Annotated in this window: 10 protein-coding genes and 4 pseudogenes; 7 read left to right on the forward strand and 7 right to left on the reverse strand. The window is 38.6% G+C overall.

Annotated elements, in window-relative coordinates; genetic code table 11:
• Positions 1-262: 262 nt before the first annotated feature.
• Positions 263-673, reverse strand: coding sequence for a four helix bundle protein (locus tag AC5JL8_RS37840; protein ID WP_495884821.1), 411 nt, complete (start codon positions 671-673; stop codon positions 263-265).
• A 248-nt stretch (positions 674-921) separates the two neighbouring features.
• Positions 922-1365: a hypothetical protein gene (locus tag AC5JL8_RS37845; RefSeq protein ID WP_495884822.1), complete on the reverse strand. Its 444-nt coding sequence runs from the start codon at positions 1363-1365 to the stop codon at positions 922-924.
• Positions 1366-1400: 35 nt separating this feature from the next.
• Here AC5JL8_RS37845 and AC5JL8_RS37850 point away from each other — a divergent pair.
• Positions 1401-2903: pseudogene (locus tag AC5JL8_RS37850) on the forward strand (IS1380 family transposase).
• 280 nt (positions 2904-3183) lie between these two features.
• On the opposite strand, the pseudogene AC5JL8_RS37855 reads toward AC5JL8_RS37850, so the two are convergent.
• Together AC5JL8_RS37855 and AC5JL8_RS37860 are read right to left on the reverse strand one after the other, a co-directional pair.
• Positions 3184-4568 (reverse strand): annotated as a pseudogene (locus AC5JL8_RS37855) (IS4 family transposase).
• 170 nt (positions 4569-4738) lie between these two features.
• Positions 4739-5752, reverse strand: a complete 1014-nt coding sequence (locus AC5JL8_RS37860) for an IS701 family transposase (RefSeq protein ID WP_495884830.1) — start codon at positions 5750-5752, stop codon at positions 4739-4741.
• Positions 5753-6066: 314 nt separating this feature from the next.
• Between AC5JL8_RS37860 and AC5JL8_RS37865 the strand changes: the two are divergent.
• The 3 genes and pseudogenes from AC5JL8_RS37865 to AC5JL8_RS37875 all read left to right on the forward strand — a co-directional run.
• A pseudogene (locus AC5JL8_RS37865) lies at positions 6067-6282 on the forward strand (IS701 family transposase); the annotation flags it as partial.
• A gap of 188 nt (positions 6283-6470) precedes the next feature.
• Complete coding sequence (locus AC5JL8_RS37870; RefSeq protein ID WP_495884823.1) at positions 6471-7676, forward strand: GIY-YIG nuclease family protein; 1206 nt, start codon at positions 6471-6473, stop codon at positions 7674-7676.
• Positions 7660-8073 carry a hypothetical protein gene (locus tag AC5JL8_RS37875; RefSeq protein ID WP_495884824.1) on the forward strand — a complete coding sequence of 138 codons (414 nt, stop codon included), beginning with the start codon at positions 7660-7662 and terminating at the stop codon, positions 8071-8073. Before AC5JL8_RS37870 ends, AC5JL8_RS37875 begins: the two co-directional genes overlap by 17 nt.
• A 369-nt stretch (positions 8074-8442) precedes the next feature.
• On the opposite strand, the pseudogene AC5JL8_RS37880 reads toward AC5JL8_RS37875, so the two are convergent.
• Positions 8443-9810, reverse strand: a pseudogene (locus AC5JL8_RS37880) (IS701 family transposase).
• Positions 9811-10181: 371 nt separating this feature from the next.
• Between AC5JL8_RS37880 and AC5JL8_RS37885 the strand changes: the two are divergent.
• From AC5JL8_RS37885 to AC5JL8_RS37895, 3 genes are all read left to right on the forward strand, one after another.
• On the forward strand, positions 10182-10427 hold the full coding sequence (locus AC5JL8_RS37885; RefSeq protein WP_495884825.1) for a hypothetical protein: 246 nt from the start codon (positions 10182-10184) through the stop codon (positions 10425-10427).
• Positions 10428-10577: 150 nt separating this feature from the next.
• Positions 10578-11006: a helix-turn-helix domain-containing protein gene (locus AC5JL8_RS37890; RefSeq protein WP_495884826.1), complete on the forward strand. Its 429-nt coding sequence runs from the start codon at positions 10578-10580 to the stop codon at positions 11004-11006.
• A complete protein-coding gene (locus AC5JL8_RS37895) occupies positions 10957-11511 on the forward strand; it encodes an IS630 family transposase (RefSeq protein ID WP_495884827.1) in 555 nt (184 codons plus the stop codon). The genes AC5JL8_RS37890 and AC5JL8_RS37895 overlap by 50 nt, the downstream gene beginning before the upstream one ends.
• A 250-nt stretch (positions 11512-11761) precedes the next feature.
• Here the strand turns inward: AC5JL8_RS37895 and AC5JL8_RS37900 are convergent, their stop codons facing one another.
• Together AC5JL8_RS37900 and AC5JL8_RS37905 are read right to left on the reverse strand one after the other, a co-directional pair.
• Positions 11762-12097: a XisI protein gene (locus AC5JL8_RS37900; protein ID WP_495884828.1), complete on the reverse strand. Its 336-nt coding sequence runs from the start codon at positions 12095-12097 to the stop codon at positions 11762-11764.
• Positions 12085-12501, reverse strand: a complete 417-nt coding sequence (locus AC5JL8_RS37905; RefSeq protein ID WP_495884829.1) for a XisH family protein — start codon at positions 12499-12501, stop codon at positions 12085-12087. The genes AC5JL8_RS37900 and AC5JL8_RS37905 overlap by 13 nt, the downstream gene beginning before the upstream one ends.
• Positions 12502-12746 lie beyond the last annotated feature (245 nt).

Here is a 12746-nt window from a genome sequence, read left to right on the forward strand (position 1 = left end):
AATTCCAATACTTTCACCCACCGGATATCGGTTGGTGGTCTTGTACTAGCTTTGCGCTGTCTATCATGTCCGGCAGGTAAACTTTCATCATTTAAGGGAATCAGCTTGATCGGAGGTAAGTTGTTTAATTCAGGACTATTCACAACTGGGAACCATTTTAAAAGTTGGAGGTCGGAAGTTGGAGGTCGGAAGTCGGAGGTCGGAAGTAATTGTCTTGTTGCTGAAGGTATGAAAATATATTTATTATTTGCTCAGAGTTTAATTATTGCTTCTCAGTTGCAGCCTCCATCCTCCTGCTGTTGGATTTGCTGCCATTTAATCTATCTTTCACTTTACGCGTAGAAGCAACGAGTATCTTTACTATCTCGTCCGCTTCTTTAAGCAATGGCTCAAATTTAGTTTTCTCAACAATCTCGGATTCAATTAAAATTTCTAACCAGTATTCAGTTTCACGTGCTTCTTTTAAAGCAATTTCCATTTTGTGCCATTCGTCTTTATCAGACTGAGCCGAACGAGATTCATGCACGTTAGCACCAATACTCGTACCAGAACGCAACAGTTGCTTTGATAACGTGCGGCAAATACCTGGTTTCTCATCCAGAAAGCTGCAAGCTTTGATAATCCTGATCGCAAACGCTTTAGTTATGTCAGCTATCCCAACATTTTTATCCACAACTCCACCTATTCCAGTTCCATATTGTTACTTCCGACCTCCGACTTCCGACTTCCGACTTCCGACTTCAATCATCATACACGATCGCCGCCAATACAAAATAAGAAACAATTATCTTTTATACGACAAAAACTACGATTAAAATAACCTTTTTTTAACACGATTGATTTTCCGTGTGACTGTAACCATAAGTTTGCCGGAGCGGCACGTTTATGGTTTCAAAACTCCTGAGCAGGTAAGATGGAAAATTAGTTCTGATTTATGGGTGGCAGGAAATTAGAGGGCGTATTGGCAGCCAAATCATCGACATCATCAAACCACATACACTGCCAGACAAGCTTGTTGCTTTGGTGAGAGCGCGGAGGAGCTATCAAAAGCTGTCGCCAAAAATCAACGCTTTCAGTTTGTTCATTGGCTAATTGGTTGAGTTCCTGGCTACCCAACCACAGATGACAGATTGAGCAATACCCTGGACGAGAATACCTGGATAATGGTGGAAATTTTTCGTGGCAGTGAGGGCATTCCTCAATCAAGGGCTGATGGTCATGGTGAGGGCATTTCTCAATTGTGTTAACTAACCATAACAGTGGATTGTAGATGACTCGATTATTGACAAACCAGTTGTCATAACATACAGGACTTCCCCCAGATTTCTCACAAAGCCTGAAAAAAGAAGAGTCAAAAACTGCCAAAATGACTCATACACATGAATTCCAGCAGTTTTAGTATGACTCTTCAGACAACAGATTGTATACCGGAACAGTTCAAATTTGAACAAGTCAAGTCATGTCCAGTCATAGTTAAATTCCAGGGGGAAGCTGTAACATCAGATGCAGGTTTAACATTAATTGCGGAACTAGACCGGAAAAGAGGAATAACATCACGATTAGCAGAATGTTTCAAAGATTACAGAGAACAAAAGAAAGTTGAACATTCGGTAAGTAGTTTGATTGCACAGAGAATATATGGTTTAATCATGGGCTATGAAGACATCAATGACCATGAAACTCTACGCAAAGATTTGATATTTGCATTAGCAGTGGGTCAAGTGATTAATTCAGAGCTTGAATCAATTACTTTAGCTGGTAAAAGTACGTTAAATCGCCTAGAACACTGTCCAGAAAATATATTGTCGAGAGCCGAAAGTCGATATCATCGAATTGAACATGATGCATCAGCTATAGAAACACTATTGGTGGAGATATTTTGAGAATCTTATTCAAAAGCACCAAGACAGATAACTTTAGATTTAGATGTGACAGATTTAGATGTGACAGATGATCTTGTACATGGTCATCAAGAAGAAGTATTTTTTAACCCTTATTATAGAGGATACTGTTATGCGCCGCTGTACATTTTTTGCGGTAAGCATTTACTAGCAGCAAAGCTTCGAGCTTCCAACGTAGACCCTGGAGGAGGTGCGTTAGCAGAATTACAACGAGTCATAAAAATAATACGTTCCCGCTGGGAGAATGTGAAAATTCTTGTGCGCGGAGATAGTGCATATGCTAGAGAAAATATTATGAGTTGGTGTGAATCGCAAAGGAGTGTTGATTATGTGTTTGGGTTAGCCCAAAATAGTCGGCTACTGCAATTGTCCCAATCTAGCCAATACCGTGCATCCCAAGAATATTCGCAAAAACTTCAAACCGTAGTTGAGTTTTTTGAAACTTTATTTACTCCCTCATCAGATTTGAGAAAACAAGCAACAGCATTTGTTGAAAACTCGGTTTGGTATTCTTCACTTGACTATAAGACTCTAGACTCTTGGAGTCGTCATCGCCGAGTTGTTTCAAAAGTAGAATATGGAGAAGCGGGAATAAAAACTCGGTTTGTTGTAACTTCACTCCCTACTAAATTAGTTCCTCCAGGACGACTTTATACTCAAAAATATTGTCCGCGAGGTGAGATGGAAAATCGGTTAAAGGAGCAAAAGCTTGACTTGAATAGTGACAGAACTAGTACTCATACGTTTGCTGGGAATCAATTACGTTTGTGGTTTTCATCTGTTGCATACATTTTAATGAATGCTTTACGAGAGCAATGTTTAGCCAAGACGGAATTCCAAAACGCTACTGTTGGCACTATTCGGCTTAAGCTACTAAAGTTAGGAGCAACTATCACTGTTAGTAGCCGAAAAATTTTAATTTCTATTAGTAGCTCTTGCCCCTATAGAGAAATTTTCGCTCTTGTCTACAATTATTTATCTCTCTTACCCTGCCCTGGTTAATTTTTACTTCATTATTATCATAGTTATTAGCTTGCTATTGGGGTGAGTTTACCTAATTTAACCCGATTTTTAGGCTGTCTACTTATTACTTTCAATGATTTTTACTTCAGTATTCATTGTTTTATTTGTATTTTATTTATCTCTGTAATTTCGGTTTATACGCTACCATACCCTGTTTTTGAATTTAGCTCAGTATTGTATAAAATAGCTTACCTTAAGTTTTGCTTACCTCAATGATTTTTTCAGGCTTTGTGAGAAATCCGGGTTCTGACTTTTCCCGTTAAGTCTCTTTTGCAAGCAGCCAACCTTCACAAAGGTCATGCAATTTTAACCAACCTCGCCACAGTACCTGGATACCAATTGGTGTTTTGCTTCGATGTTCTAGGTAGCCGCCAAGACGAGCGATCGCTTCGACAGCCCAATTAACTGTGAGGAGTTTGGATGGTTTGGGAGACTTAGCTTTTAAAATCTTGAGTTCAAGGGGATTGAGAATTCCAATTGCGGGAGCTAAAGGCTGAGTGCGGTGGAGATAAGTCAACTGTAAAAGCTCAACAGCAATCACACTCAAGAATCCAATGAGAGTTTTCATCCCCTCAGCAGCAAGCCGATATTTTTCTACCTGACATCCCGACTTGAAAATTTTATGATACTCTTCAACTCGCCAACGGTAAGAATACCAGCGTAAAATCATAGAAGCTGTCTGGATATCTGCAACAACTTCTGTGGTTAGCAACATCCATTCTACAGAGGTTTCACCCTCTGGGCAATCAACTTCCGTGGCATAAACAGCATACACCAGTAGAGGGTCACGGTTGTCAAAACGATAGGGAGTACGGAGGTTTACAGGACAAAATCGTACAGCTAGCTTGGTTTTGCGGGCAGAACGTTTACTAGTCTGGGGTAATTCGATTTCCTGTTCCAGACTGATAGGCTGCCCTTCCAGTTTTGACCAAAGACGCTCACTCTCGGAATCTAAGCTACGGTTATGAGCTGCACGAACGATAACTCCTGTGTGCTGAAGTTGACGAACTTTATCAAAAACTTCTGTGATATCACCTTCTCGGTCGAAAGCATGAATCACTTGCGTGTGCTTACTCACAAGGTTTTCTACAGTGATGAGCGCTTCTACCCACCTGTAAGATTCTTTTTGTTCAAAAGGGCGGTTTCGGGCTTCTTTACGTGCTGCTGCTTGTCGTTTTTTCTTTTGTGTCGGAGTTTCCTCTTTTGGTGGCTTTTGTTTTGGCTCTCGATTCCAAAGTTTTTGCCACAACAGACCTATCGATTGACCTTTCTGGGGTTCTATGGCTAAAGCGCTGTGTAATATTAAACCGTTACCTCCCTTACCAATTGGGCCGTAACCTTCCTTTTTAGCCTCAATACTGCCATAATCAAGAAAAGTCGTGTCTCCAACGTACAGCATTACATCATATTCTGCAACAGTTTCCGCCGTCATTTGACAGGGCGGCTCAATCACTCTTGAAAATTCCACTTTGGGGTTGGCAAAAACTCATAAGCTCTCTTGAGTACTTTTCCACTACTGAAGATTTCTGCCAGTGCTTTGCCAAATCCAAGACTTAGAGCATAGCCTATCGACATTGCACGCTCATTTAATCTGCGATCGCCTAGCTCACAAGTCGCAAAATTTTTCTCCCACCAGTCCAGCATCGCTTGTTACCTTTAGCACTCGATTTCAATCACTGTACCGTATATGCTGTGCTATTTCCTAAATCCTTTGTGAGCAAGCTTTTCAAGACTTAACGGGAAAAGTCAGATCCGGGTTCCGCAACTGGCACAAATAGCGGGCGGGGCGTAGCCCTGCCACACGACAATTTAAATCAAACCAAGCACATAGAAATACTTGGGCGTTTTAGTTGCTGAATTAAATAATTAGAAAGCAAAGTATGCTTGATTTGATAAACAGTTTGACCAGTTTGATAGGCTAAATTCTTTAATCTAATCCAAACCAACATTGCACAAGCAATATGATTTCTTTGAAGCCTAGCTTTACGATATTGACAAGATTCAATGCCAGTTAGTTGTTTAATCTCTCGGTGAAACTCCTCGATTTTCCAACGAATTTTACACACCTGTTGTACAACATCCGTGGAGCTTTGAGATAAATCGTTAGTAGCGATATAATCCGTTCTGTTGGTAGAAACAGTAACCCGGAATAGTTTCACTTTTTTCTGAGCGGGAAACCCTTTAATTTTTATGATTTTACCACATTCTAACTCTTCAGTACTCCATTCTAATAATTCAATACGTTGATATTTTTCTTTGGCAAATGTATCATCAACTAACCGATTATTTTTTAAAGGGCAATAATAAATTTTTTCTAAACTATCAATATATAGCATTAAAGTATGTACGGCATACCATGTGTCCATCAAAACAGTATCAAATGGTAAAAGCTTATGATGTACAAGGTTTTGGAGCATGTCTTTCACATGGTCTATCTTGGTTTTACCATCGACATCAGGATTAAAAATTCGATAATCTATGACCCAAAATCTTTGAAGTGTAGGGTTGACATATACGCAGCTAACTACACCAATGCCTTTCAGGACGCCATGCTCATTACCACTATATTGTCTTCTGACTATTTCTGTTTCTTCAGAATACCTTTTATCTAAAACGCTATCATCAAATATTATGTAACCATTGTCATCAGTTTCAACTACCTCTTTCACGTTATACCATAGTAAACGAGGTGTTAATTTTTCTATTTTCAAATAATAGTTAATTGCATCATGGCTAATAGTCTCTAAATGCTCTGCCAAATTGGTAATTGTATAATTAATTTGACTACTTAATAAGTATTGGCAGTAATTAAGCTTAGTAAATCTCATTACCGTAAGCAACATTTATCTAATTCAATCTCTACCTATTTTCTCATGAATATTTCATGCTTTGCTTCCAATACAGCGACTTCTTACGCGTTGACAAATCTTTCGGAATCGGATTCAATTAATACCTATGTACTATCAAACAGCGATCGCTCTGTGCCAGTTGCGTAAGTCCTAACATACTGGACACCAAGCTTGATGCAAACGCAAAATGCTAAACTCGAAAAAAATGCTGGCCCATTTTAATGGCCATAAACAAGATAAATCTTGACGTAAGGTCAATTCTTTTAGAGCTTGAATTAGAGTGGTAGCAATGTCAATTCTTTAGAGTGTTTTCTGACCTCAATAGTGAAAAAAGATTTATTAGAGAGATAATTCACGGAAAACGTGGAGAACACAGATATTGGCAGATCACAACAGACATTGAAAAATTGCCAGGAAACTCTACTTGGTATGTAATGAGTAAATATCCCGACATTACACCCAGGGAAGTCGGTAATTTTTATGGATTAAGGACTTGGGTTGAATATGGCTGAAAGCAAAGTAAAAATGAATTGGGTTGGGCTGATTATCGTTTGACTCGTTTACATAACAAGTAAATTCCTTAATAATCATTGATTTTAGAGCAACCTTTTTTTGATACAGTAAAAATAGCTTCAAAGCATCAAGGTGCGCGACTCAAACCCAACAAACTGCTGTATCAAATAAAGGGTACTTGCAAATGTGGCTCAGGTATGGAGTTGACCAAGATAAAACTTTAGTACCAATTGAAGATGTAACGCGAGGGAGAACTCCGTTGAGATGTCCCTACTGTGGTGGTGAGTTGACGGCAAAAAAGGGTCATCGGAAAGAACATCACTTCGCACACACTCAAGAAACTTGCCGGGAAGTAGCCAATCGTAGTGAACGTGAAATTCCTACCTTACCTTTGTACGATAACTTCAATATATGGCTAACGGGTAAAGAACTCCAACAACTCAAAACCCTTTGGAATCAGTACGGATGGAAGGACAAAGGTATTTATGAGAGTGAAATTTATTCAATTTTTATTAAAGAGAAATTATTAGAACGCAACGAATACCGTCTCTACGGACAATACCAATTTACCAAACTAGGCAAAATACCTGTTGGTGCATTATCTTTAATGCTGTTCAACTCTGTGCAAGAACCAATATTGTTGGAGAAATTACAGCAGTTAGAGAAAAAAGTTCAAGTTGCTTATCAGGATCAGGGATCAAACTTTAACGAATATCTTTGGGATCTCCAAATATACCGCGCCGAATTACGGAAAATTTTATCGAATAGTCTTTACTATCTACAAATCGATGCTGACGGAGAAACCTTTTATAAAATTGGCGTGACGCGAAGAGAAATACAAGCAAGAGTGGCTGAAATTCAAAACAATTTAGGAACACATTTTCAAAATGTTGCAGTTAAAGTATTAGGAACCTGGCCACATCGAGGAAATGTAGAGAAATATTTTAAATATAGATACGCTGACTATAATTATGCCATTGGTGGGATGACTGAATATTACAAGTTTGAAAATCCAGAAGATGCCATTGCTGCACTACGGGATTTACGACGAATGAAAAAAAAGGAGTTATTAGAAGTAGAAGCAGATATTCTAGCGGGTAAACCCAGTGGGATTGAGCAATTAATTGAACAAGAAAAACGTGCTTTAATGCGCTCAGAAGCAATCAAAAAGGGGATGTCCTGTGCTAAAAAATGGGGCAGACATATTGGTCGCCCACCAAGTGCTGAATCGGCAGAGGAATTTCTAGCAAAACCCTCATCGCAGCGAGTAATAGCCGCACTTAACGAGGGATTATCGTTGCGTCAGGCGGCTAAAAAAGCTGATGTAGCAATCAATACTGTTTGCAAGGTAAAAGATTTGTTGGAGAATAAATATGCTTGGAATGAATAATGAATTTATTAACCAGCTACGTGCTGAATTAGATGTTTGGGATAATTCTCCAACTGAGTGTGATGGGCATAGCAGAGTTGTCTCAACTGTTTTGTTTAATAAAGGTATTGAACATACAATCTGGTGTGGTTCGCTCCAATGGCTTGGGCATGGTCAAGTGTCACCACATTATTGGATTGAACTACCTGAGTGTGGCTTTATTATTGATTATCGAGCCAGGATGTGGTGTGCAAACATGGAGAATCCAAAATTAGTAGATATGGAAGTTCCGCACAGTATATTTAACCCAAAAGATTGGAATCAAGTTCAATACACAAAGATACAGCAACAGTTTCCGTCAGGCTTTGGTGTACCTCTCAATGACTGGTTATTTAAAATCTTAACTATGCGTATTTAAGGTTTTGATAATGTCAGAGCAATCAGAAATTTCCGGGAGTTCTAATTCATTAATAAAACCGATTAGAGCAAATGGGCATTTACAACTCAAAGCTTGTTCTAGATAACTGCTATTCAAGTGATATTCTTGACAAAGAATATCAAAAATTTTTTCATAACTCAATTCTATATCTGTATCTAGTTTCTCAAGTCGTGTTTTTATTTTAGTCGCTAATTCATACATGAGTAATATTTTGTAAATTGATGAAGATGTATGGGAGCAATGCGATTTTGTGAGGTCTGGTCAAAAACAAGCGATGCCTGCGGCGGGCTACGCCTACGCTAAAAATTATATTCAAGTACGGTGTAATTTTATCCCTCTTTTGTCACTTTAGGCAGAGGAAAAATGAAAATTAAGGTTGAACAGGAATGTAAAAATTGGAGAAGTGAGATTATAAACAATTGATTGGAGTTTAGTAAAACCACTCAACAATTGAGGAATAGGAAAAACTGTTAACCAAGGATATATTAAGTTAAACAAAGTAAAAGGTTGAATGATTAAGCGAAGATTGTTCAGAATGTTCTTCCAACCCTTCCTATCATCCCACCTCTGATGTGAAGCAAATTTTGATTCTGGTTGTGGTGAAGATGAACGCAGAGATTCTGAATGTAAACTAACCATCAAGTAAGCACTCATAACAATCTCCCACCAGCGTTCAATATCTGGATAATGAGTCAAACGATAATCAGCCCAACCCAATTCATTTTTACTTTGCTTTCAGCCATATTCAACCCAAGTCCTTAATCCATAAAAATTACCGACTTCCCTGGGTGTAATGTCGGGATATTTACTCATTACATACCAAGTAGAGTTTCCTGGCAATTTTTCAATGTCTGTTGTGATCTGCCAATATCTGTGTTCTCCACGTTTTCCGTGAATTATCTCTCTAATAAATCTTTTTTCACTATTGAGGTCAGAAAACACTCTTTTGAATCTCTGCCAATCTAAATATTGAGTACGCTGCTTTGGAAGTAGCTCTACATAATGATTTGAACGAATCGCGACTATGTAGTTGAGACTCATTTCATCTAACACAGATATAAAATTAGTACCACTCTCACCCTTAGGGGTTCGCCAGTCGCTTCAAGTCGGCAAAGCCGCCCAACGCGCTGGCTCACCATATAAACTATCTGCCAACACTAAATTGAATTTAAAGCCCATTGACTTGAGCTTTTTCATAAGCATTGCTGCTATTTGTGGTTTGGTCAGGTACTTATCTCCTGTCTTCAATGTTTCACGAGGCTTGTATACTTCAAAGAGTAATGGAAAGGTCATTCCGCAGAACACACCATACGCTGTTACTACAACAATTCCATTCTCAATTTTTCCTAAATTTCCTATATACTGCCTTTTGACATAATCTGTTGATGAACCTTTTTTCCTATCTCCAGTTTCGTCAATAATTAAAATGATTGGTCTACTTTTGATTACTTCTAAAATTAGTTCTAAACGTAAAGTTCTTAACTTTTCTATATCCCAAGGCGATTTAGTTAAAAAATGATGTAACCCCTGCTGGTTATCTAACCCTACGATTTTTGCTATTTCTGGTAAGGTTTTCCGTTTTAATTCAGAAATACACCCAACATGTAGGTACTTAAATGCCTCAAAGCTCCTAACATCTGAAAACAGCTTTTTATACCACTGACAATATTCGTCCACGAATTTGACTGTTGGTGCAGCTGGCCGAGACTCAAACATTATCCCTGTAATGCTTTCATCGTTTTTACCTAATTATTCTCTCATAATAGTGACAAAAGAGGGGTAAGCAGCGATTTCCCAATTCGACTGTTAACTAGACTTGTCCGGAAATTTATAACCCAGCCTGTGCAAGGATTTTCAAGGCGGTCTATATATCTTCAATCAGCGTATGAATTAGAGTTTGACATAGTTGATAATAGTTTAGAGACCAAAAATAGGATTTTCAAATTTTAAGCATAAACAGGATTTATTATGCTGTACAACCCGCAAAAACTATATAGGATAGACATTAGGATTTATAAAAATTAAATTTTATATCCTATCTTTATCCGAATTTATTTTTCGGATGGGTCTACTATGTAGTTGTAGATTTGTTAGCAATTCCCTCACAATGGCATTCCGCCTTTGACTTTGTGTTTGAATGTCGTAATATTCAAGCTCTGCCCTTGAATGTGCGTTTTTGGGTTATTTCTTCAGTTGCCTCCCTTGTTGCTCCTGGTGGCAGACTTTCGTTGATTAATCGTGTGCGGGAAACAGAAGTTGAACCCTCTGGCCCACCTTGGCCATTATCAGAAGAGGAACTCATACCAATTCTCCATGAAGATGCACTAAATTAAGAGAGTGAGAGATAAGGATGCAGGGGCATGGGTAATCAGTTTCGAGTGGAAGTGCGCCAGAGTAGTGAAGAATTACAACACCGATTGCGTTATGCGGTAACTGGTGCAACGAAAGAACGAGTACAAATGCTCTAGTGGGTGAAAACTCAAGTGATTGCAACAAGACAGGAACTGTCGCAGCGATTAGGACGAGATGAATCAACAGTGTATCGGTGGTTGAAACGGTATCAGCAAGGCGGGATCGATGCGTTGCTTGAAGTCAAAACACCTCCTGGTAAGTCAGGTTTAATAGCAGCGAATGTCATGAGCCAACTTCATGAACGTCTCAGTCAGCCTCAAGGATTCAAGAGTTACAGCCAAATTCAAGAATGGCTGACTCAAGAATGCAATATTGTTATTGCGTATAAAACTGTACACAAAATTGTGCGTTACAAGCTCAATGCCAAATTGAAAGTACCCCGTCCACGCAGCGCAAAAGCGAAACCTGAAGTCCAAGAGGCCTTTAAAAAAACTTCCAGAAATAATTCAAGTGTTGCTGCGCTATTTAGGGACAGATCAACAAGTACGTTACTGGTGTGAAGATGAAAGTCGTTTAGGGCTTAAAACAATCACAGGTCGCACAATCACCCTAAAAAGGGTCAAGCCTCTTGCTATTGTTGGCTGGCAACGAAAAAACTTTTATCTATATGGTCTTGTTGAACCAGCAACAGGAGATAGTTTCTTTTGGGAATTTTCTCACTTGGATAGTACGTGTTTTCAAGATTTTTTAGACCTTTTTTCAAAAGCACACCCTGAGGTATTGAATTTGGTTCAGATGGATAATGGCAGCTTTCACAAGTCTTTAGATTTAGAATGGCCTGATAATGTTATCCCAATTTTCCAGCCACCAAATAGCCCTGAGTTGAATCCTATAGAACGCTTATGGGAACACATTAAGTACGAACTATCTTGGGAACATTGCACAACTTTAGATCAATTAAGACGGAAGTTAAAACAAGTTCTTGATTCCATCTCATCCGAAGCGATCGCCGAGATTTGTGGATGGGATTACATCACCTCCGCTTTATTAAGTGCAACTTCATAGAGAATTGGTATAACAATACGTTTTTCTTGAATATTTAAACTGTCAAAAGATTAGTCGATAATGATAATCAAATCTGGGGGAAGGAGGCAAGCGACGCTTGCCTCCTTCCCCCACCCCCATCTACGATTATCATTTTTATCAATAACTTTTTGAGTATTTTAGCTGATTGACAAAATGCGCTTTTTTTTAACCTCTCACGGGTGGCCGCGGATGGATTTTAGCTTGAAGATTTCTCTGACACTGAGTTTTTTTAAACCACTCCATATCCCGTGTACGGACGTTTATAAGGTGGTTGTAAACCCAACACAATATCTTCTTTTGGTACTCCCATCTCCAAAAGTTCTTGTGCTAAATCTACATCTGTCATATTCTGCTGAATCCAGATTTTGCCATTTTTAATATTGAAATGAATAACACTGTGATACACGCGACTTAAACCATTCCAACCTATACGCATCAACTGATAATGATCGTGTACCGTATCAAATATTAATTCATTTTCAATTTCTTCACGGTTAGCTTTATATTTACCGTGTTTAGTTAAAATATTTTGGATATGTTGACGATACTGCTCTAGTTTGTCCATCCTACAATAACCTCCATAATTGGATCATATATTATTAGCTTTAATTGATGTCGTCGCACTGCAATTTGAGCAAGTCGAGTCTGGAAAAATGTTTCATGGGCATCAACTGGAATTGCTAAGTATAACCTACGTTCTGGTTCATTTTCTTCGAGTGCAATTTGATAATTCAGGAATTGTCCCAAAGCAGTATGGAAGTCGCTAACCGCAGAGTTACTCGCAAAACTTTTGATTTCTACGGCTATTTTTTCCCCTTCTTTCTCTGCTGCAATCAGCCTTTCTGCACCCAAATCTATTTTAAGCGTTACCTCTTCAAATTCTATTTCTAGCGGATCATCGGTAACTATCCAATTTTCTTTCTGGAGTGCATTTTTGACCGCTTTATGAAATAAATCTCTAGCTGACATCTTTCCCCCTTTACTCCCCCAGCCCCAAGAGCTTCTCAAGCGTGCCATTCGACTGACGATAAAATAACTCCAGTATCCTATACAACAGATATACTAGTTTTTTTGAGTTGTGTTTTCAGCCACAACCCAAATTTTGATAACTATTGCTGTTTTAACTGATCTCAAGTGCGGTGTTGATTATCAATTCATGTACAAGTTCAGTTCGCAAAATCAACATCGCTCTTATAAGTCATGGGTCTTGGCAA

This window comes from Mojavia sp., assembly GCF_059505145.1.

Excerpts from the sequence above, each read along its gene's own strand:
- AC5JL8_RS37860 (WP_495884830.1), bottom strand. The coding sequence starts at position 5,752 with ATGAGATTTACTAAGCTTAATTACTGCCAATACTTATTAAGTAGTCAA.
- AC5JL8_RS37870 (WP_495884823.1), top strand. The coding sequence starts at position 6,471 with ATGTGGCTCAGGTATGGAGTTGACCAAGATAAAACTTTAGTACCAATT.
- AC5JL8_RS37875 (WP_495884824.1), top strand. The coding sequence starts at position 7,660 with ATGCTTGGAATGAATAATGAATTTATTAACCAGCTACGTGCTGAATTA.
- AC5JL8_RS37900 (WP_495884828.1), bottom strand. The coding sequence starts at position 12,097 with ATGGACAAACTAGAGCAGTATCGTCAACATATCCAAAATATTTTAACT.
- AC5JL8_RS37905 (WP_495884829.1), bottom strand. The coding sequence starts at position 12,501 with ATGTCAGCTAGAGATTTATTTCATAAAGCGGTCAAAAATGCACTCCAG.